The sequence below is a fragment of the Vibrio sp. 10N.286.48.F5 genome (genome assembly GCF_041469785.1).
GTDB classification, from domain to species: domain Bacteria; phylum Pseudomonadota; class Gammaproteobacteria; order Enterobacterales; family Vibrionaceae; genus Vibrio; species Vibrio crassostreae_C.
Genome location: NZ_JBFRLG010000006.1, coordinates 92,354 through 111,752, shown reverse-complemented (window position 1 = coordinate 111,752; position 19,399 = coordinate 92,354). Strand labels below are relative to the sequence as shown.

19 protein-coding genes and 1 riboswitch are annotated in these 19,399 nt (G+C 44.4%); of the genes, 5 read left to right on the top strand and 14 right to left on the bottom strand.

All coding sequences use genetic code 11. The features are described from left to right. Positions 1–38: 38 nt before the first annotated feature. The gene (locus AB4185_RS06460; protein ID WP_017061749.1) at positions 39–392 is read right to left on the bottom strand and encodes a hypothetical protein; all 354 of its coding nucleotides are present in this window, start codon (positions 390–392) and stop codon (positions 39–41) included. A 323-nt stretch (positions 393–715) separates the two neighbouring features. Further along, a riboswitch (cyclic di-GMP riboswitch) is annotated at positions 716–805 on the top strand. Between the two features lie 72 nt (positions 806–877). Here AB4185_RS06460 and gbpA point away from each other — a divergent pair. Further along, entirely contained in the window at positions 878–2,344 is a 1,467-nt protein-coding gene (gene gbpA, locus AB4185_RS06455) for an N-acetylglucosamine-binding protein GbpA (RefSeq protein ID WP_102332020.1), read from the top strand. Between the two features lie 110 nt (positions 2,345–2,454). On the opposite strand, the gene cyoE is transcribed toward gbpA, so the two are convergent. From cyoE to AB4185_RS06435, 4 genes are read right to left on the bottom strand one after another with little or no spacing between them, the layout of a single operon-like run. After that, positions 2,455–3,429, bottom strand: coding sequence for a heme o synthase (gene cyoE / locus AB4185_RS06450; protein ID WP_372135156.1), 975 nt, complete (start codon positions 3,427–3,429; stop codon positions 2,455–2,457). Beyond that, positions 3,419–4,474, bottom strand: coding sequence for a heme A synthase (locus AB4185_RS06445; protein WP_372135154.1), 1,056 nt, complete (start codon positions 4,472–4,474; stop codon positions 3,419–3,421). The genes cyoE and AB4185_RS06445 overlap by 11 nt, the downstream gene beginning before the upstream one ends. Before the next feature lie 48 nt (positions 4,475–4,522). After that, positions 4,523–5,131 (bottom strand): hypothetical protein, encoded by a 609-nt coding sequence (locus tag AB4185_RS06440; protein ID WP_016793603.1) that lies wholly within the window; start codon positions 5,129–5,131, stop codon positions 4,523–4,525. Continuing rightward, positions 5,124–5,957, bottom strand: a complete 834-nt coding sequence (locus AB4185_RS06435; protein WP_372135152.1) for an SURF1 family protein — start codon at positions 5,955–5,957, stop codon at positions 5,124–5,126. Before AB4185_RS06435 ends, AB4185_RS06440 begins: the two co-directional genes overlap by 8 nt. A gap of 1 nt (position 5,958) precedes the next feature. On the opposite strand from AB4185_RS06435, the gene AB4185_RS06430 reads away from it, so the two are divergent. Beyond that, the gene (locus AB4185_RS06430) at positions 5,959–6,189 is read left to right on the top strand and encodes a DUF2909 family protein (protein ID WP_017066085.1); all 231 of its coding nucleotides are present in this window, start codon (positions 5,959–5,961) and stop codon (positions 6,187–6,189) included. 19 nt (positions 6,190–6,208) lie between these two features. Here AB4185_RS06430 and AB4185_RS06425 read toward each other — a convergent pair whose 3' ends face one another. The 4 genes from AB4185_RS06425 to coxB are packed head-to-tail and all read right to left on the bottom strand — an operon-like array spanning position 6,209 to position 10,633. Continuing rightward, on the bottom strand, positions 6,209–7,093 hold the full coding sequence (locus AB4185_RS06425) for a cytochrome c oxidase subunit 3 (protein WP_372135150.1): 885 nt from the start codon (positions 7,091–7,093) through the stop codon (positions 6,209–6,211). A gap of 38 nt (positions 7,094–7,131) precedes the next feature. Beyond that, on the bottom strand, positions 7,132–7,761 hold the full coding sequence (locus AB4185_RS06420; protein WP_017064839.1) for a cytochrome c oxidase assembly protein: 630 nt from the start codon (positions 7,759–7,761) through the stop codon (positions 7,132–7,134). An 11-nt stretch (positions 7,762–7,772) separates the two neighbouring features. Then, positions 7,773–9,434, bottom strand: coding sequence for a cytochrome c oxidase subunit I (gene ctaD / locus AB4185_RS06415; protein ID WP_372135148.1), 1,662 nt, complete (start codon positions 9,432–9,434; stop codon positions 7,773–7,775). After that, the gene (gene coxB / locus AB4185_RS06410) at positions 9,431–10,633 is read right to left on the bottom strand and encodes a cytochrome c oxidase subunit II (protein ID WP_017061757.1); all 1,203 of its coding nucleotides are present in this window, start codon (positions 10,631–10,633) and stop codon (positions 9,431–9,433) included. Before coxB ends, ctaD begins: the two co-directional genes overlap by 4 nt. Before the next feature lie 454 nt (positions 10,634–11,087). Between coxB and AB4185_RS06405 the strand changes: the two genes are divergently transcribed. Beyond that, positions 11,088–12,794 carry a phospho-sugar mutase gene (locus AB4185_RS06405; protein ID WP_102428784.1) on the top strand — a complete coding sequence of 569 codons (1,707 nt, stop codon included), beginning with the start codon at positions 11,088–11,090 and terminating at the stop codon, positions 12,792–12,794. 107 nt (positions 12,795–12,901) lie between these two features. On the opposite strand, the gene AB4185_RS06400 is transcribed toward AB4185_RS06405, so the two are convergent. The 4 genes from AB4185_RS06400 to yegD form a co-directional block, all read right to left on the bottom strand. Next, positions 12,902–13,534 carry a LysE family translocator gene (locus AB4185_RS06400; protein WP_017068640.1) on the bottom strand — a complete coding sequence of 211 codons (633 nt, stop codon included), beginning with the start codon at positions 13,532–13,534 and terminating at the stop codon, positions 12,902–12,904. 150 nt (positions 13,535–13,684) lie between these two features. After that, on the bottom strand, positions 13,685–14,317 hold the full coding sequence (locus tag AB4185_RS06395; RefSeq protein WP_102428783.1) for a fumarylacetoacetate hydrolase family protein: 633 nt from the start codon (positions 14,315–14,317) through the stop codon (positions 13,685–13,687). Positions 14,318–14,666: 349 nt separating this feature from the next. After that, a complete protein-coding gene (locus AB4185_RS06390; RefSeq protein WP_102332013.1) occupies positions 14,667–15,743 on the bottom strand; it encodes a porin in 1,077 nt (358 codons plus the stop codon). A gap of 491 nt (positions 15,744–16,234) precedes the next feature. Next, positions 16,235–17,587 (bottom strand): molecular chaperone, encoded by a 1,353-nt coding sequence (gene yegD, locus AB4185_RS06385; RefSeq protein ID WP_017064846.1) that lies wholly within the window; start codon positions 17,585–17,587, stop codon positions 16,235–16,237. A gap of 160 nt (positions 17,588–17,747) precedes the next feature. On the opposite strand from yegD, the gene AB4185_RS06380 reads away from it, so the two are divergent. Beyond that, positions 17,748–18,056, top strand: a complete 309-nt coding sequence (locus AB4185_RS06380) for a DUF1289 domain-containing protein (RefSeq protein WP_080582242.1) — start codon at positions 17,748–17,750, stop codon at positions 18,054–18,056. A gap of 134 nt (positions 18,057–18,190) precedes the next feature. Here AB4185_RS06380 and AB4185_RS06375 read toward each other — a convergent pair whose 3' ends face one another. Beyond that, positions 18,191–18,541, bottom strand: a complete 351-nt coding sequence (locus tag AB4185_RS06375; protein ID WP_017061764.1) for a HopJ type III effector protein — start codon at positions 18,539–18,541, stop codon at positions 18,191–18,193. Between the two features lie 194 nt (positions 18,542–18,735). Between AB4185_RS06375 and AB4185_RS06370 the strand changes: the two genes are divergently transcribed. Then, complete coding sequence (locus AB4185_RS06370; protein ID WP_017064847.1) at positions 18,736–19,395, top strand: PilZ domain-containing protein; 660 nt, start codon at positions 18,736–18,738, stop codon at positions 19,393–19,395. Positions 19,396–19,399 lie beyond the last annotated feature (4 nt).

Sequence of the window (19,399 nt, the reverse complement as noted above, 5' to 3'; positions counted from 1 at the left end):
TAGAAAAAGGGGGTTAAAAATCAGAGCTAACTCTAAAATTAGTCATGTTGAACAGTGTGTGCGTACTCTACAATTACCTGATTTCCTTCAATATAAGCATTTTGGATCTCACCATCAACACTCATTCTACTTTTCAGGTAGACCACTTTAGGGCCCGATTCATTACCCTCTTTTAGCGAAGGGAATACATTCCTTGGTTCCAAATGAAGTAAACGACAAAAGTGACTAATGAAAGACATGGTTAATGGCGTCTCCCCTCTTAGCACTCTTGAGAAATCAAGCTGGTTCATGCCTAGCTTTTTTGAAAACTCCATCTGCGTAATTCGCATTCTCGATTTTTGTGACATCCACGTTTGATACAACGCGTCTCTGTCTAGTTCTGTGAATTCCATACCGACTCCTTTATATAATTCATACCAATCAATTGTCCGTTTTTTCATACATAGCGTGTCAGGGTTCGGTTAGTGGAAACCAAAGGTTTGGTTTTGATATGCGCACAATTGTTGTACAGAGCGAAGCGAAACAACCCAAATTCATTCACTAAAACGATTAGAGCAAATGCTTTCTTTATTTATATCAATAATTTATACGTTAACGAACTAAACATATAGCAAGTTAATTTGTATCAAGAATTAAAAGTTCGAGATTGGCATTCCACATTTCAATCGATTGATTCGCATTTATAAAACTGGTTGGCTACATTTCGATTGCTCAAACGCACTTCTGGCAAACTATTTGAAAGAATAAGACGCAAAGCCACCGGTCTGTCGACAAATATTCTGTCTATGATAGCGGGGCCGCCACTTAATAGAATTTAAGTGTAAATGCATGCCGGGGTGTTCTCTTTTTTGTCGGCCAAATACAGTAAGGACAAATAATGAAACAACTCCAAAAAAAATCACTCATCGCGCTATCGCTTCTTAGCGTAAGCGGTGCAAGCTTCGGTCACGGTTATGTCTCGGCATACAACAATGGCGTAGCTGAGAGCCGTGTTGCCCTATGTAAGTTCCCTGCGAGTGATACGCAAGAGAAAAACACCAACTGTGGTGGTATCCAATACGAACCACAAAGTGTAGAAGGCCCTGAAGGCTTCCCAGAAGTTGGCCCTGCTGATGGGAGAATCGCCAGTGCGCAATCTTCTTTAGCAGCAGCACTAGACGAGCAAAAGGCAGACCGCTGGGTTAAACGCCCTATCAAGTCTGGTTCTCAATACTTCGAGTGGACATTCACAGCTAACCACAAGACTCGCGATTGGAAATATTACATTACTCAACCCGACTGGAATCCAAACCAGCCGTTGGCTCGCAGCTCTTTTGACTTAACGCCATTCTGTGTTGTTGAAGGCAATATGGAACAGCCACCGATGCAAGTCAGTCACTTGTGTAATGTGCCAGAGCGTGAAGGTTATCAAGTGATCCTTGCGGTATGGGATGTAGGTGACACTGCAGCGGCTTTCTACAACGTTATCGACGTGAAATTTGATGGTGACGGCCCTATCATTCCTGATTGGGATCAAGGTGGTCAAATCAACCCGACACAAGACCTGAATGTTGGTGACGCTGTTTATACGCGTGTATTCGACCAGTCTGGTGAGAACGCTTCATACAGCACTGAGCTTGTGATTGAAACTTCTGAACAAGGCAAAGCCAATAACTGGTCTTACGCGCTTGCTTCTAAGATCAACCAAGAGCAGACGCAAATCAAAGCAGGCCAATTGAACGACCAAGGCGATTTCGCACCCGTTTACGGCACGAACCCTGTTTATCTAAAAGCAGGCTCTGGCTTTAACAGTGTCGAAATCGGCTACAAGATTGATACTCCAGAACCCGAGCATGATCTTGAAGTCTCGGGCTTAGAATCAGAGTACATTATCGATGAGAGCCAACCTACTCAGCTTGATCTTACGTTAGCGGCAACAGGCGATATCCAAGCTGAGCTTACCGTGTACAACCATCACCGTGAAGCACTTGCATCTCAGAAATCGGATCTAACAGACGGACAAGTTGAAGATGTTCAACTGACTCTTTCTAAGTCTGAAGCTGGCCACCACATGCTTGTGGTTGTGACGAAAGATGACCAAGGTAACTTAGTGGATCAGAACACGCTTGATTTTCATCTAATGGACGAGCAAACGCCGCCACCAGCGGGCGATTACGACTTTGTGTTCCCAGAAAGCATTGAATCTTACACTGCAGGAACAAAGGTTCTGAGCAGCGATGGTGGTGTTTATCAGTGTAAAGAGTTCCCATACTCTGGCTACTGTGTTCAATGGGCTCCAACAGCAACTCAGTACGAACCAGGTGTCGGTTCACACTGGCAAAGTGCTTGGAACAAAGTGGACTAAGTACTCGCTAGATACTTACTTTGTATTGGGTGAGTTTTAGTCATCAACCAAACAAAAACGGATGCCCAAAGCATCCGTTTTCTTATTCAGCAACAGCAGAAATGCGGTTATCAAAGTAGATAGTGGTCTGCCAACAGAGCCACAAACAAGATCATGAGATGATAGATGGAGAACTTAAAGGTCTTCATGGCCATATTGGGTTCATCACGATATTTCAGTACCCAAGCGTGATAAACAAACCCGCCGTTGAGCACCAATGAAGCGCTCAGATATATCCAGCTGCTCATGCCAACCAATACAGGCAATATACACACGATGCTAAGCAAAAAGGTATACAGAAGAATAGACGTCTTGGTGTATTCGATTCCGTGAGTCACAGGCAACATGGGGATGTTCACTTTGGCATACTCATCACGACGATGAATTGCCAACGCCCAGAAATGAGGAGGCGTCCAAATAAAGATGATCATCACCAACAACCAAGCATTTGAATGCAGCTCGTTGGTGACTGCCGTCCAGCCCAATAACGGTGGCATTGCGCCAGCTATCCCTGCAATTACGATGTTCTGTGGCGTCGCTCGCTTCAAGTACATGGTATAGATGACCGCATAGCCCAATAAACTTGCAAAGGTTAGCCAAGCCGTGAGTTGATTGACCCACACCACTAACGTAGCGAACCCAAATAAGCCGATACCTGCTGCAAAGCTAAACACACGCACACTACTCAGCTCACCGGATGGTAAAGGGCGTCGATTTGTTCGAGTCATCTGGCCGTCGATCTTTTTATCGATCAAATGGTTAAACGCAGCCGCTGAACCTGCCATTAACCCTATCCCAATCATTCCGAACAGAGTTTGTTGCAAAGGCAATCCATTCGGCACGGCCAAACACATCCCAACCAATGCTGTCAGCAACATCAAAACCACCACTTTAGGCTTAGTCAGCGTTAAATAAACTTTCCAAGTGGCTTTGTTTTTTTCAGCCTTTTCGTTACTTAAAGTTATGTCATTATTGGCTGTTATCTTATGAGTTAAGGCTGCGTCTTGAGCCACCACTTCATACTGTGTTGACGTTCTACTGACCATGATTACCTCCTTGTAATACACTGTTCTTCACCAAGCTCTCACTCGGTTTGCGTTGCCACACCACAAAATTGGTTACAACCATGCTGATGAGCAACATTGCTGCGACTAGGTTATGCAAAACCGCAACTGAGATTGGCAGGTGAAACCATACATTACTGATCCCAAGGCTGATTTGAGTAAACAACACTATTGCGACAATCACGCTCAGCTTTTGGTGAGGCACTTGGCCAAATTTCCATAGCTGGTACACGATCATCAGCACCATTAACGTCGCCACAATAGCCCCGAACCTGTGCATGACATGGATGGTAAGCCTTGCGGGATATTCCAACACACCAAACTCATAGTTATCGTGTCCATGTTGAGCAAAATCGAACGCATTTTTGAAATCGAGGTAGCTCATCCAGTTACCTTCACAAATAGGCAATTGGGTACACACCAAAGCGGCATAGTTTGACGATGTCCAACCACCAAGCAGTATCTGCCCAACCACAATGAGTAACCCAAACAACGCCCAAAATTTAAGTGTTGGAGAATAAGAAGCCTCGCCAAAACGGCTTTGGAATTGAGACAAACGGCAGTAGAGCAGACACAACAGTGACAGCAACGTGAAGCCCCCCATCAAATGCGCCATAACCACAACGGGCATCAACTTAAGAGTCACCGTCCACATTCCAAGCAAAGCCTGAAAAATCACAGTGGCAGAGATAAGTAATGGAAGACCAACTGGTGTGATGTTCTTTTTAATACACCAAGCTACAACGACAAAGATAAGCAACCCTAATGTTCCTGCAAAGTAGCGATGGATCATCTCTATCCACGCTTTGTCTGCTTCGAGAGCTCGTTCTGGAAATTGCAGATTCGCTTCAGTCACCGCCAATACATCAGAAGGCACCGTGATCTTTCCATAACAACCAGGCCAGTCGGGACAGCCAAGACCGGCATCAGACAAACGAGTGTAAGCACCGAGTACAATCACAGTCAAAGTTAGGAATATAGTCACTCTCATAATCAACATGAGTAACTTTGGAGCTCCTTTTTGCATAGCTTATCTCCCTATCTAGAATCATCAACGCCGACTAATTACTGGCCTTTACCCCACTCTCGACAACTTGAGTAATTTTCGTAAATCATGAATCATGCCTTTAGATTGGCTGACTAACTGCGAAGGATCAGAAACGCTTTTATATTCCATAACCAATTGCCCGAGTGGGTCAATTATCACAATGGAAGCTGGCGCAAACTCGGTACTTAACTGATCACCACCAGCTAACAAAGATAGATCAGGCTTATCAAGAGAACCCGATAACGAATTACCTTCTGAGACGAAAACAACGGCGGTCACGCGTTCTTTGTTTTTTCCTAACGCTAAGTAGCTTTGATTCAAATAATGAAGCTGTTGTTCACACAAGCTTTCGCACTCCATCGGTGCGATATAACCTACTAACCAACCCTCTCCAGCCATGGGTACCGTTACGCCAAAATCCGCTAGCGTGACTCTTGGTTCTACCAATTCGCCTGAGTTAGTGACACCTGAGGTATACCAATTCTGGTCCAACACAGTTTTGGCGATAATCGCAGGCAAAGCGAAAATTAGAACGAGTCCGATTAATACCAAACGTCCCTTAGTACGACGGCTTCTAAGCTCAGCCATGTTTGCCTCGGTACTTTCCCTGTTCACTTGTGCTTGAGATTTATCCATCGTTGTTCTCCGTGATAGGTGTCGCTTTTAGGTACCGATAGCCAATCAACAACATCAAAAACAAAAGTACCGCTGCCATTACAAACCATTGAAATGAGTAACCGAAGTGCTTCTCAGATTTCATTGCCGTTGGACGCCATAACATTTCATAGGGCCATGAATCTAAACTCTGAGGTTGGAAGACAAAGGGCAGCACTTCTTGTCCTGTATACTGTGATAACGCTGCTATGTTTAGGTTTTGGATTCTATTCGGTGTCGTATTTTCTAAACCCAACTCATGACTTAAAGGATTAATTGAGCGTGTATACAAGCGCCCTGACATTTTGGTTGGTACAGTGATACTTCCTAATTGCGGTAGTTCTCTTCTGTCATTACTTGCCGGAACAAACCCAAGATCGATCAACAACTGTTTTTCAGCCACTAAGGACTGGTTTCCATCTTCAAAGCGAACCTCACCCAACATGTAAATCACATACCCCACCGTTCCTTGGTTAATCTGATTGTCTAACAAGACCACCAAACCACTTGGTGTTTCCAATTCAACATCAACCTTCAAACCATTTAAAAACTGCTGTTCAGATGTACCTTGGGCTTGTGTACGCGAGCCCTTCCATTCAGAGATAACCGTGTCCAATGCCCTAAACGATTGCTGCGCTCTTTCTGATAGTTGCTGTTCATAACGTAATTTCTCGTTACCACGATCGAGTTGCCATAAACCTAACTTGATTAAAGCGCCGACTGAAACCACAGTTAAAACAACCGCTATCCAAAAACCTTTACTGCGGAACTTGTGTTCATCATCAATCAATCGGTTTGGAGTTATCACTATGGCGTCATCTACCTTTGTTCTGTTATTTAAAGTCGTATTGGTCGCTTTGCTGTTTTTTATCGCTTTCAATTTGATGAAAGGTCTAATCCAAATCGCCTCAGGTAAACACAATGGAAAAAGACTCAGTTACTTCTTGGGTCGTCGTGTCATGTGGTCAGCCGTTGTCGTGCTACTTTTATTACTTGCTTTGGGATCAGGAGTGATAACTCCTAACCCTCGCCCCTATTAATCCCCGATAGGCTCAGCAGTTAAAGCACATAGACAAATACAAACAGGCCTAACCAAACCACATCAACAAAGTGCCAATACCAACTGCCCGCTTGGAACGCAAAGTGGTCTTTCGGAGTGAAGTGGTCTTTCGCAACCCTTGCCAGCAACACAATCAAAAAGATCGTCCCTAAACAGACATGTAAGCCATGAAACCCAGTAAGCAAAAAGAAGGTATTACCGTAGATGCCAGACTGAAGTGTCAGCCCCATCTCTTGATAAGCGTGAAGATACTCTTCAACTTGGAAGAACAGGAAGAAGCCAGCCAGAACAATGGTTATCTCCAACCACACGATCAAAGCCATACGCTTATTTTGTTCAAGACTGATATGTGCCATGTGCAGCGTCACAGAGGAAAGCAGCAGAATAATGGTGTTCTTAAGCGGGATACCTTGCCAAGGCATAGCTTGTGTCGTTACGCCATCAGGGGTCGTCGTTAGTGGCCAAATTGATTGGAACATCGGCCACAATACTTCATGGGTCATTTCATTATTGCCCGCACCACCAATCCAAGGCACAGAAATCATTCGAGCATAGAAAAGCGCGCCAAAGAAAGCGCCAAAGAACATGATTTCGGAAAAGATGAACCAACTCATTCCTTGTCTAAAAGAACGAGAAATCTGCTCAGAATAGAGACCACTCAATGATTCTGTGATCACATTGCTAAACCAACCTGCGAGCATGTAAAGCAGCACAGCAAACCCGACTAACAACACCGCTTTGCCAAACACACCACCTGCGGCGTCGGTACCCATGTTTTGCACCGTCAAGCCAGCGCCAACCGCGACCAAAAACAGTGCTACAGCACCCACCAATGGCCAGTGACTTTGATGTGGAACGAAATACACTTCATTTTTAGAACTCATCGCTCAACTCCTTATGTTGATACTGGTTCTGTAAATTCCTAGTTACTTGCGAGTACGTTAGGCTCAGATTTATTGGCCGCAGCACCCACCTCATTCGTGATATTGAATAATGTGTAAGAGAGCGTCAGCGTATGTATCGATTCTGGAATATCTGGCTCAATGTAAAATATCAAACCCATTTCTGCGCTCTTGTGCCCGTCCAATGGCTGCTGATTAAAGCAAAAGCATTCCATCTTATTGAAGTAGGTTGCCCCCATACCTGGAGAAACCGACGGTACGGCTTGGCCAACCAATGAGGCTCCAGAAAGGTTTTTGGCAATGTAGTTAGTTTGAACCACCTCACCAGGATGAACCTCTAACACTCGAACTTCAGGCGAAAACTGCCATGGCATATCTGGCTTGATGTGGGACATGAATTCGACTCGAACCGTACGAGAGTAGTCTGGCTGCATTCCCTGAGGTTGCACCGCTGAAACAGTATTAGTTTTGCCATTGATGCCTAAGGCCTCACACATGACATCGTAGAGCGGCACCAAAGCGAAACCGAAGCAAAACATCGCAACCACGCTCAACACCAAGTAGCCCGTCAGCTTTTTGGTCGATCGCTTATTAGACAGGCGCTTAGGTTGTTTTTTATCTTGATTGGGATCGCTTTGCTTATCACTCATGGTTCTGCCCTCTAATCCACTTTCGGCGGATGGGTAAAGGTGTGGTGAGGCGCTGGGCTTGGTACTGTCCATTCAAGACCTTCAGCTCTATCCCAAGGCTTACTTGGCGCAGGCTCTCCCCCTCTTACGCACTTAATCGCTAGCCATAAGAAAATTAGCTGAGACAACCCAAACGCAAAACCACCAATCGACACGACTTGGTTAACGTCAGCAAACTGAATCGCATAATCAGGAATACGACGCGGCATACCCGCTAACCCTAAAAAGTGCATCGGGAAAAACAGTACATTAACTGAAATCACCGACGTCCAGAAATGCCACAGGCTGAGCTTGTGGTCGTACATATGTCCGGTCCACTTAGGCAGCCAATAATAGGCAGCAGCCATAATCGAGAACACGGCACCGGTTACCAGAACATAATGGAAGTGAGCCACAACAAAATAAGTATCGTGGTATTGGAAATCAGCTGGCACGATAGCGAGCATCAATCCAGATAACCCGCCAATCGTAAACAAAACAATGAAGGCAATCGCAAACAGCATTGGTGTTTCAAAGGTCAAAGCACCCCGCCACATGGTCGCTACCCAGTTGAAGACTTTCACACCGGTCGGCACCGCTATCAACATGGTGCAATACATGAAGAACAGTTCGGCAAATACTGGCATACCCGTGGTGAACATGTGGTGTGCCCAAACCAAGAATGACAACAGTGCGATACTACAGGTCGCATAAACCATCGAGTGATAACCAAACAGGCGCTTACCACTGAATGCAGGGATGATGGCTGAGACAATACCAAAAGATGGCAAGATCATGATGTACACTTCGGGGTGCCCAAAGAACCAGAATATGTGCTGGAACATCACCGGGTCCCCACCACCAGCGGCATCAAAGAAGCTAGTCCCAAAATACTTGTCAGTCAGTACCATAGTCACAGCCCCCGCGAGAACGGGCATCACGGCTATCAGCAAGAAAGCGGTAATTAACCATGTCCATACGAACATCGGTAGCTTGAACCAAGTCATACCCGGAGCGCGCATGTTCACTATGGTTACGATGACGTTAATCGCCCCCATGATCGAACTGATCCCCATAATATGAACTGAGAATACGAATAGCGCGGTACTGTCTGGGCCATAAGTTGTCGAGAGTGGCGCGTAGAAGGTCCAACCAAAGCTCGGGCCGCCACCCTCTGTAAACAAAGATCCGATTAAGATTAGAAACGCAAAAGGCAAGATCCAGAAACTGAGGTTGTTCATTCTCGGCAGCGCCATATCTGGTGCACCGATCATCATCGGAATCATCCAGTTAGCCAAACCCGTAAATGCAGGCATTACGGCACCGAATACCATGATTAAACCATGGACTGTAGTCATCTGATTGAAGAAATCTGGCTCAACGAGTTGCAAACCCGGTTGGAACAGCTCCGCACGGATCACCATCGCCATTGCGCCGCCCGTTAAGAACATTGCAAAGCTGAACCACAAATAAAGTGTACCAATGTCTTTATGATTGGTTGAATACAGCCAACGAGCCCAGCCTTTAGGTGCCGCATGTGAATCGTGATCATCAACAGGCAAATCATTATTGCCCAAGGTGCCTTCCGCAGAATGGATCAGTACTTGATCTTCTGCTGGAGCCGATTTCACCGGCTTATTGATTGGTGAACTCATAACTGATCCTTAGCATCATTTTGTGCATCATCCGTTGAGCTTTCAGAACTGCCTTCTTGCTTCGCCTTATAAGCGTTGATATCTGAGGCCTGAACAATATCGCCGGTATCATTACCCCAAGCGTTTCGTTGATAAGTTACTACCGCTGCGATCTCTTTCTCGGTTAACTGATTATCGAATGCTTGCATCGCCGTACCGCCACGACCATAAACAATGGTGTCGATATGAACATCCACATCACCAAGGGCAATAGGACTTCCTTTGATGGCAGGGAATGCTCCAGGAATGCCCTCACCGTTTGCTTGGTGACAAACCGCACATCGAGTTTTGTAAACCTCTTCACCGATGGTATTCAACTCCGCCAAGGAAAGTGACGCATCTAATGCATCTTTTGCGGCTTGTTGTTCGGCTATCGCTAACTCTTTCTGCTCCGCTAGCCATGCGTCAAACTCATCTTCTTCCATGGCATGCACCACGATCGGCATGAAACCATGGGCACGACCACACAACTCTGCACACTGCCCTCGGTAAACACCAGGCTCATCTATCTTAGTCCAAGCCTCATTAATAAAGCCCGGAATGGTATCTTTCTTAACGGCGAATGCTGGCACCCACCATGAGTGAATCACATCATCGGAAGTCATCAAGAAACGGACTTTACGGTCAACAGGCAGTACCAGCGGCTTATCAACTTCTAGCAGGTAATGCGCGCCTTTCACTTCGAGGCCTTCAATCTCTTTGTCACTGGTCGCTAGAAGGCTGAAAAATTCGACGTCTTCACCAAAATAGCTGTAATGCCATTTCCATTGTGACCCGGTGATTTTAACGGTCAGATCTGATTGGGAGGTATCTTCCATCGCTATTAAGGTTTTGGTGGCGGGTATCGCCATAGCGATGAGAATGATGATAGGGATGATGGTCCAAAGAATTTCGACTTTCGTGCTTTCGTGAAAATGGGCAGCAACTGCGCCCTTCGATTTCCTGTGCCTCAAAATCGAATAAAACATCACACCAAAAACAACAAAGGCAATCGCACAACAGATGTAGAAGATCAGCATATGAAGTTCATACACCTTACCACTGATCTCAGTGACGCCTTGAGTCATGTTGTAATCACTGCTAGCGTGCACTAAAGGCGATACTAAAAGCACAACAAAACTCTTCAAAAGCCACGCTAGCCTAACCAGTAATCTTTTCAAAAGATCTCTCCTTGTCCTTCCTAATTGGATACTTGCGACCTAAATGTCGTTGCGAACTGGACAACATTCATTGTTATTCCGGCTACACATGAAAAGGCTGAATCTCAATCTACAACTCACATGGAACTAGCCTGTGAGCAGGCTACTGACCTCATATAAACCCAAGAACTACTACGGTTCAAAAGCGTTGGAGGTTTCCATGAAAGATTCAAAAACGGCGGATTTGTTAAATTTTGTTATATTTATGTAAAAGGCTAGTTAGTGATATCCAATTATTCAAGGTAAGTTTACTTACTAAACAGTCAATTATTTGAAGTGGCTTAATCTACGTGCCCTCTTGCCGTTGGAATTTATTTTATATCGAGTTTTACGATTGCTTTCATGGAAATGAGAATTAATATCACTTAAATTAAGTCAACGGTAAGTCATACAGACATTAATAGGTTTAGTGATTATGCAAGATGCAATGAATTGGTTAGCGAGAGACCCAGATCCAAGAACTCGTGAAGAACTTCAACACCTCATCGATGAGGGAATGCACGACGAACTTGAAGACCGCTTTACTCAACGATTAGAGTTCGGAACGGCAGGACTTAGAGGCAAAGTTGGATGCGGCCCAAATCGAATGAACCGTTTAGTCATACAGGAAACAGCAACCGGGCTCGGCCACTACTTAATCGAACATGTCGCTAATGCGACCATTCGCGGTGTGGTCGTCGGTTATGACGGCCGTTTAGATTCAAAGCAGTTCGCGATTGATACCGCTTCCGTACTCACGGCTTTAGGCATTAAGGTTTATCTAACCTCGAACGTCGCGGCGACCCCTATCGTTGCCTTTGGTATTGAGCACTTCAACGCCGCAGCTGCCGTTGTGGTGACGGCCAGCCACAACCCACCGGAATACAATGGTTTCAAAGTGTACTGGGAGAATGGCGCTCAAATCATTCCTCCTCACGATGCGGGTATTGCCGCTGAAATCGATATCGCATCGACCAAGCCGCTCCCTTTAATGAGCCTAAGTGACGCTGAGACGCAAGGTAAGTTGGTGTGGTTAACTGAAGGCTATTATCAAACGTACCGCGCTGCGATCAATCAGAGCCCATACGTGAGTGACGAGATCGAATCGGCGAACACCACCATCACCTATACCGCAATGCATGGTGTCGGCGCACAAATGGCCGAGGATCTACTTCATGATTCTGGTTTCCATAAGGTGTTCAGCGTCGCCGAGCAAAGAGAGCCCGATGGTAACTTCCCGACCGTCAACTTCCCGAATCCGGAAGAAAAAGGCGCGATGGATCTGGTGGTTAACTTAGCAAAAAGTGTCGATGCCGACATTGCTTGTGCCAACGATCCAGATGCAGACCGATTTGCGGTTGCAGTGAGAACAGATGATGGCTCATACAAAATGCTAACAGGTGACCAAGTCGGCGTGCTATTCGCTCATTATCTACTCTCAAAGCCACATACCAAAAACCAATTAGTTGGTAACAGTATCGTATCTTCAACATTGCTTGAAAAAGTAGCTCAATCCCACGGGGCGACTTATTTCCAAACGCTGACAGGTTTTAAATGGTTAGCGAATATTGGCATGCAATTGGAAAATGATCAGAACGCCTTCTTGTTCGCCTATGAAGAAGCATTAGGCTACACAATTGGTACTCAAGTACGAGACAAAGATGGGCTGTCTGCTATTGTCGTGTTTGCTCAATTGGTTGAGGAGTTAAAATCTCAAGGTCGAACAGTTTGGGATCTTCTCGCTCAAATTTCATTTGAACATGGGGTTCATACCAACGCTCAGCGAAGTATTGCACTAGACCCAGATTCACCATCGATTGGTTCTAAGCTCCGCTCGGCACAGCCTAAAGCAATCAACGGTGTCGCTATCTCTGTAATTGAAGATTTGCAGTCTTCTTTACGCTTCGTCATTGGAGGCAATACTGAAGCCATTAACCTGCCTGCAAGTGACGTACTCATCTATCATCTCGAAGATGGTTCACGCATTATCGTAAGACCTTCCGGTACTGAGCCAAAAGTTAAGATCTACTATGAGACGGTGACAAAATTTGAAGGGACAGAAACCTACGAAGACACTCGCCTGCGCGGTGAGAAGTACATGGAGAAACTGATTGAACAACACCAACAAGAGTTGAATTCATAGCGATTTAGCGCGTTCAACATGTAACGGTTAAATATAAAAAATGGACGCTCGTAGCGTCCATTTTTGTCTCAGCGGCTAACCACGAGAAGATGTCTGATTTGATTCGTCTACGAAGTAAAGAAAGAAGACAACATCCAGATAGCTAACACGATGAAAACTCCGCCCATGACTTTCTGTTGATAGGTACGAAACTTCGCGTTTTCTACGAGAGATTTACCAATCGTACCCACTAACGCCACCAGCAAAAAGTTAAACGTTAAGCCGAGAACATTCAGTAATAAACCCAGAACAAGCATCTGCTGACCGGAAGTCGCTTCAATATTCGTCGACACAAACTGAGGCAGAAACATCACAAAGAAAACCAAGGCTTTAGGATTAAGCAGGTTACTGATTAGCGCTCTTTGATAGTAGGCTTTTGCTGCAAAGTTATCGCTTAACTCAGGCGCGTTACCCTGCTCTGTTCGCAGGCAGTCCCATCCCATCTTCAACAAGTACGCGCCGCCTAACAAATGTAGAGCTTTAAGCGCTATTGGGCTCATTGCGATCAACGCTGATACACCCATAGCCGCTAATACTGTCAGAATGATTCCAGAAGTCGCATTACCTAGGCTTGCAAACACGCCGACCTTACGGCCATAGCTCATGCTTGAACTCGCAATCAGTAACATATCAGGGCCAGGTAAAAGAAGAAGTGCAACAACGGCAGTCAGGTAGACAGGTAAAATGGTTAAGTCGATCATGAGGGTCAGCATTGATAAAAACGGAGGCGGATTTTATATCAATTACCAACACCCTTCCAGATGCAATCAGTTGTTCGACGTTTATTTAATCGAATTAAAAACCAACATTAAGCGACAAAGCCAATTTATTAACTAAATAGAAAAGACTAATTAACTTGCTACCCATTCGATCTCAATCAATGTCGTATCGCCACACTTTAGGCGACCAAGGAAGATATCGCCTCGATGTACGGCCCCAACACCTTTTGGCGTACCTGTCATCACAACATCGCCGTCTAGTAAGGTGGTATAAGAAGACAGCTCTTCTAGGATAGTTTTTGGAGAGTAAAGCATCTGCTCAACATGTCCTTTCTGAACACGAACACAGTTAATAAACAACTCTAGGTTTAAGTCTGCAAGGTCTAAGTTATCAATTGGAACAAAGCGACTAAATACGGCTGAGCCATCAAAAGCTTTGGCGCGTTCCCAAGGTAAGCCTTTCGCTTTTAAGCTACTTTGCAACTCACGCTTGGTGAGGTCTAACCCTAAGCCCACGGCTGAGTATTGGCCATTTTCAACGATAAAGCAGATTTCAGCTTCATAGTGCAGTGCTTCTTGATGAAACGAAGAAAGAGAGGAAGTCACGCTGGTGCTTGGCTTATTGAAAACCACCATAGAGTCAGGGATCGCATTGTTAAGTTCTTCAATGTGATCGACATAGTTACGCCCAACACACAGTACTTTTGTTGGGGTTGCTGTTCGTTTCGAATTCATCAATTGTTTCTGATCTACAACGCTGCTCATAGTTTATCCCTGAACTATTTTTAGAGAGCAGAGTTTAGCGCATCATAAAATGAGAGTCTTCGACAAGATGATTACCGATCTCTAAATTCTGATCTTGAGCTCAATTCATTGATTTGAATACTTTTAGGTAAATATCGGTGTATATCTCGACCTACCCTCCAGAAATAGAGTCATCGGCTTACATCAATTAGAGAAAATGAAACTAAAGTAGGCAGTTAAATTTGAAGAGCATTAAAACGAAAGAAGCCCTCTCAAACCAAAAGGCTTGAGAGGGCTTAGCATGGTGTCTAGGACAGTATCCTAAAAGGTAAACTTAAGAAGTAAACACTATGCTAAATAAGTCTGCGACTTATAGGTAGTAACGAGCACCAAGAGTCCACTTGTCGTCAGACTTGTAACCAGTTTCGTCGTTTAGATCGAATTGGTAACCAGTGTAGCCAACAAAGTTGCTAGTGAAGTTGTATTCAGCTTGTAGAGCTAACTCTTCACGAGCTGTAGTAGTTGTTCCACCTTTAAGAACTTCGCCTTCAACAACTTCGTAGTTCACACTTAGGTTCAAGCTGTTCGCAAGTGCGTAAGCTGCTAGTAGTTCGTAAGCATTGCTCTCTTCAAGAGTTGTACCACTTACAAGACCAGCGTTCATATTCTCATTAAAGCCGTAGATACCAGCTAGGTATAAACCAGAACCGTATGAACCGTATGCTGCAGATACTAGGTGAGATTCAGCAGTCTTAGAGACACCGCCTTCAGTGAAGTCGCCAGTGTTAAATGCATAGCCTAGTTTAACACCTGCAATAGAGTAACCAAGCGTTGCTTGAACACGATCACCGTAAGATGCAGTTGAACGCGTTGTAATAACTAAACCGTTGTTACCAACCGTTTCTGTTTCAGTAGTAACATCGTTATCACCCTGCCAACCTAGACCAAAACTAAATTCACCAGCTTCACCAAAATCAAAAGCATTGCGGTAGCTTACCATTTTGTCTGCACGACCAGTACCAAGTGCACCGTGGTTGTCGTATAGGAAGTCATTCGCAAAAGCAATGGGCATATCTGTTGCTGCAGCTACATCGTAGTATGGAGACCACTGTGTACCAGCAACTACACGACCAAGCTCTTCATGAGTCAAACCAACGTAACCAAGACGTGTTGTAAATGTGTCATCACCACCATCTAGGTAGTTAAGTGCCCATTCGCCTTTAGCGTCAGCAGTAAAGCCGTTACCCAGATCTTGAGTAGCGTTAAAGTTGATACGTGGAGAGTTTGTACCTACTGATGCATCGTCTTTTTCAGAACCGTTCACGTTTACTGAAACGTGGCCGCCTACAGAAAACGCTGTGCCGTCTTCGTTGTAAAGTTCTACAGCAACTGCCTGTGTACCAAATACTGCACCAGAAATTGCTAGCGCTAAAAGTTTCTTATTCATTGTCATATCCATTATGTAACTGGGTGAGTTATTCACTAACAACCTCGTGCTTACGGAGAAGTTGTTACCTGCATTTAACAAGTAGGCAAACACTAATATACGAATGACAAAAAAGTTGCATTAAAATATATAAAATAAAAAAAATCGCACTATAAAAAACAAAAATACCTTTTAAAACAGTTGATTAACACGACAATTACTGGGATTTCCTTTCATTCTTTGAGATAAATACTTTGATTATTTTTGATTTTATAATCACTAAAAAAGCATTAAAAATCTAAACCCAAGGTAACTCATCAGACCATCGAGAGGCTCGCCTTTGCCTTTGAAACATTTTGTAACACGTAGAGCTCAGCTGAAATATTTAGCTTTGTGAAACAAATCCCAATATGAGCTAGGAAAAATCGTTCAATAGAAAGTTCATTAGAGAAAAACAAAAAAAGGGCAACCAATCAGCGACTGGTTGCCCTTCATAACTCATCATTGAACTCTTATTTGAAGCAAACCTCAGCCCAACGAGCTAAACCTGCAGTTACTGAACCGAAGTAATTACCACTCACAATCGGTACATTCGGCACAGCTTGTTGTACGGCTTCACGAAGTATCGGTGAACGAGCGGAACCACCCGTCATGTAGATTACGTCTGGCTTTTTCTGGCCTTGTTGAATCGCTTCTTTAACCAACTCAATCATCTTAGACTTTGGTGTTTCAATCGCTTCAACCATCTGTTCGACTGAGATATCTACCTCGACCAGTTCAGAGGCAACATTAATCGCAGCACGATATTGAGGGGATTCTGCCAGCGCAATCTTGGCCTCTTCCGCTCTACGCACAATACCGTAACCCAAAGTGTCGTGATAAACCTTCATCAAACGTTCTAGCTTTTGAGGCTCTGACGCTTCTTTACGAAGTAATTTTAATGCCGCTAGGTTTTCTCTTGAATAGAAGTTCTTTTGAGCTTCAACATTATTAATCGCAATTGGGTTCCAGAATTGAGTCAGTGGCATATCAATACCCGAAATGCCTTTGCTGCCCATACCAAAAGGTGACATCAGTTGTTTGAATGCAAGATAGATATCGAGGTCATTCCCCCCTACCCTTTGCCCACTGTGTGCCAACAAGCTCTGGGTACGATCCGCTTTACCAGACCACGTTGGTCCCATTTCTAATAATGAGCAATCGGTGGTACCACCGCCAATATCAACAACCAATACTGTTTGGTTTTCAGTTAATGTGCTTTCGTAATCAAGGCCTGCGGCTACGGGCTCAAATTGAAAAGCGATATCAAGGAAACCGGCACGCTTAGCTGCGCGAGACAGTATGTCTTCAGCTTGTCTGTTCGCCTCTTCACCACCTCGACCGTGGAAGTTAATTGGTCGGCCGATAACAGCTTGCTTGATCTGCTCTTGAGTCGTGAGTTCGGCTTGATTCTTGATATTTGCCATCATGGCGCACACTAAATCTTCGAAAAAGCTCACCTGCACATCATGCAGTCCACTCGCGCCAAGGAAAGATTTAGGGGACTTAACATAATAAACATCGCGAGGGTCTTCTAAATATAAGTCCAACGCAGCCTGACCAAATGCCATGTCTTCTGGCACTAAGTCGATACTCTCTTCTCTGTTCAGCGCAATCGCACGTCGTAGTACTTGCTCACCGATCGCATCACTCGGCTTGATATTCAAGTGGCGGAATAGATGTTCAGAAACACTCTCACGAGTAGGCGCAAACACGGTTGAGGGAATATAGTGGTTGTTACCTTCTAGCGGTAACAGGCTTGGCTCTCCATTAACCATCGCCGCGACAGAACAGTTCGCTGTTCCATAATCAAATCCAATAAACATAATATCCCCCCACTCAACAAAAGGGGCGAGATGCTACATGAAAAGCCTAAAAATTACGAGGTCATTTCTAAATTTAACTGAGTAATTTCTTAGCTTAACGGCTCTTCAAGAAGAAACAAATATGCTACATTTCAGCCCAAATGAATCACAGGTTAGAGAAATGAAAACACCTTGCCGAGCGGCTTGTAAAAATAATGGCGGAATGTGTAGTGGCTGCTTTCGAACAATGGATGAAATTATAGGTTGGAAAGGCTTATCTGAAGAAGAGCAAACGTCGGTTATGGATAATCTTAGTGGCGCGAGTTCGACTCACCAATGTCCACAGTGTAATGAGCCAGCTCAATGCGATATCAGTGCGGGCAAAGAGACGTGTTGGTGTTTTGAGTTAGAAAAACGAGATACTAGCGATATTCCAAAGGCTGGAGTTTGTATGTGTCGTAAGTGCTTATCTGCCCTGCCCGTTCAGTAGTTTAGAGCCCATTTAGTAAGTTACTGGATAGCAAGTTACTAGCCAGTTCAACATAGACAAAAAAAGCGAGAGGTTGTTTTCTCGCTTCAAAATACTGAGATTAAATTTCGACCTAATCGTTACCTGGTTAGTGTCTACTTCACTTTTGCAACCAGCGCAGGCTGAGAAAACTGGATACCATTCCAGCCATGAACCATAAAGTTACGAATATTTTGATGGTCGCTGTTCTCAGGAAAACCGAGCACGTCGTTACGATAAAATTGACCAAAACAAGCAAGTGTTTGCTCTGCTGATAGGCCTTGCTCTAAACCAAAAGCAAAAATCTTACACGAACCATTATTCTGCCCTGCAGCGTTCACTACCTCACCATTGCGAAATTCGCGCTCAGAAAAATCATAGTGAGCTTCGATCACTTGCATTGTATCTTCAAATTGCACGGCCTCTGGGGTTTCAGCCAGAGTATTCAATAAGGTTTCCAGTTCCATTTACTATTTCTCCATCAAGTATATATCTGTCAGCAGTGTATCTTGTTTTAAGACAAGAGTAAGCCGTTGTTTACTTGAGATAGCGATTCACTTTTTTGTTGTACGCTGCTAATTACTTCAATGAAACTAATGACATAGTTTTATCAGGGCGTTATATTATTTTATCAAACGATTAACATTGTTCAGTAACGAATATGCATAAAGATAAAAACTTAGAACTGTTCAGATACCTAAAGCCAGGTACAAAAACAGCAGGTGTATTGGAATTTGGCCCAGACGACTCAATCCAGATCAGTACACTTTATATCGGACACAAAGAAGATCAGTACCTCATCCTAGAGCTTACGCAAAAAGCGACAGAAGCACTGACGCTGAGAAAGCTCACAAACGTTGATATTATTGTTCGTGCGATTACCGACACCGAACTTGGGCACATTGTCGCGTTCAAAACCAATGTACTGGCTCATATCACCTCTCCAGCACATCTAATCTTCCTTCGCCCACCCTCAAACTTTGCAAGCAAGCCTATTCGTGAACACGAAAGGTATAAAGTACGTCTCAGCTGTGAAGTCACTTTTGATACCTTGTCGCTGGATGCCACACTAGTCGACTTTTCAGCGTCAGGGTGCGGTATCTATCTTACCCAGCAATCAGATATTGATGTCGGCTGGAAGATAAAAGTCAATTCTGACTTAAATGAGTACTTAGATGACGATCTTGTCTACAAGGTGGTAAGTAAGAAAAGGCAAAGACAAGGCTGGCTGCTAGGTATCCAATTCCCTGAACACCTAGATATGAGTGATGAGTTGAAAACGCTGCTATTGGAACAAGCCTTTGTCGCTGGCTCGATATAAAGGC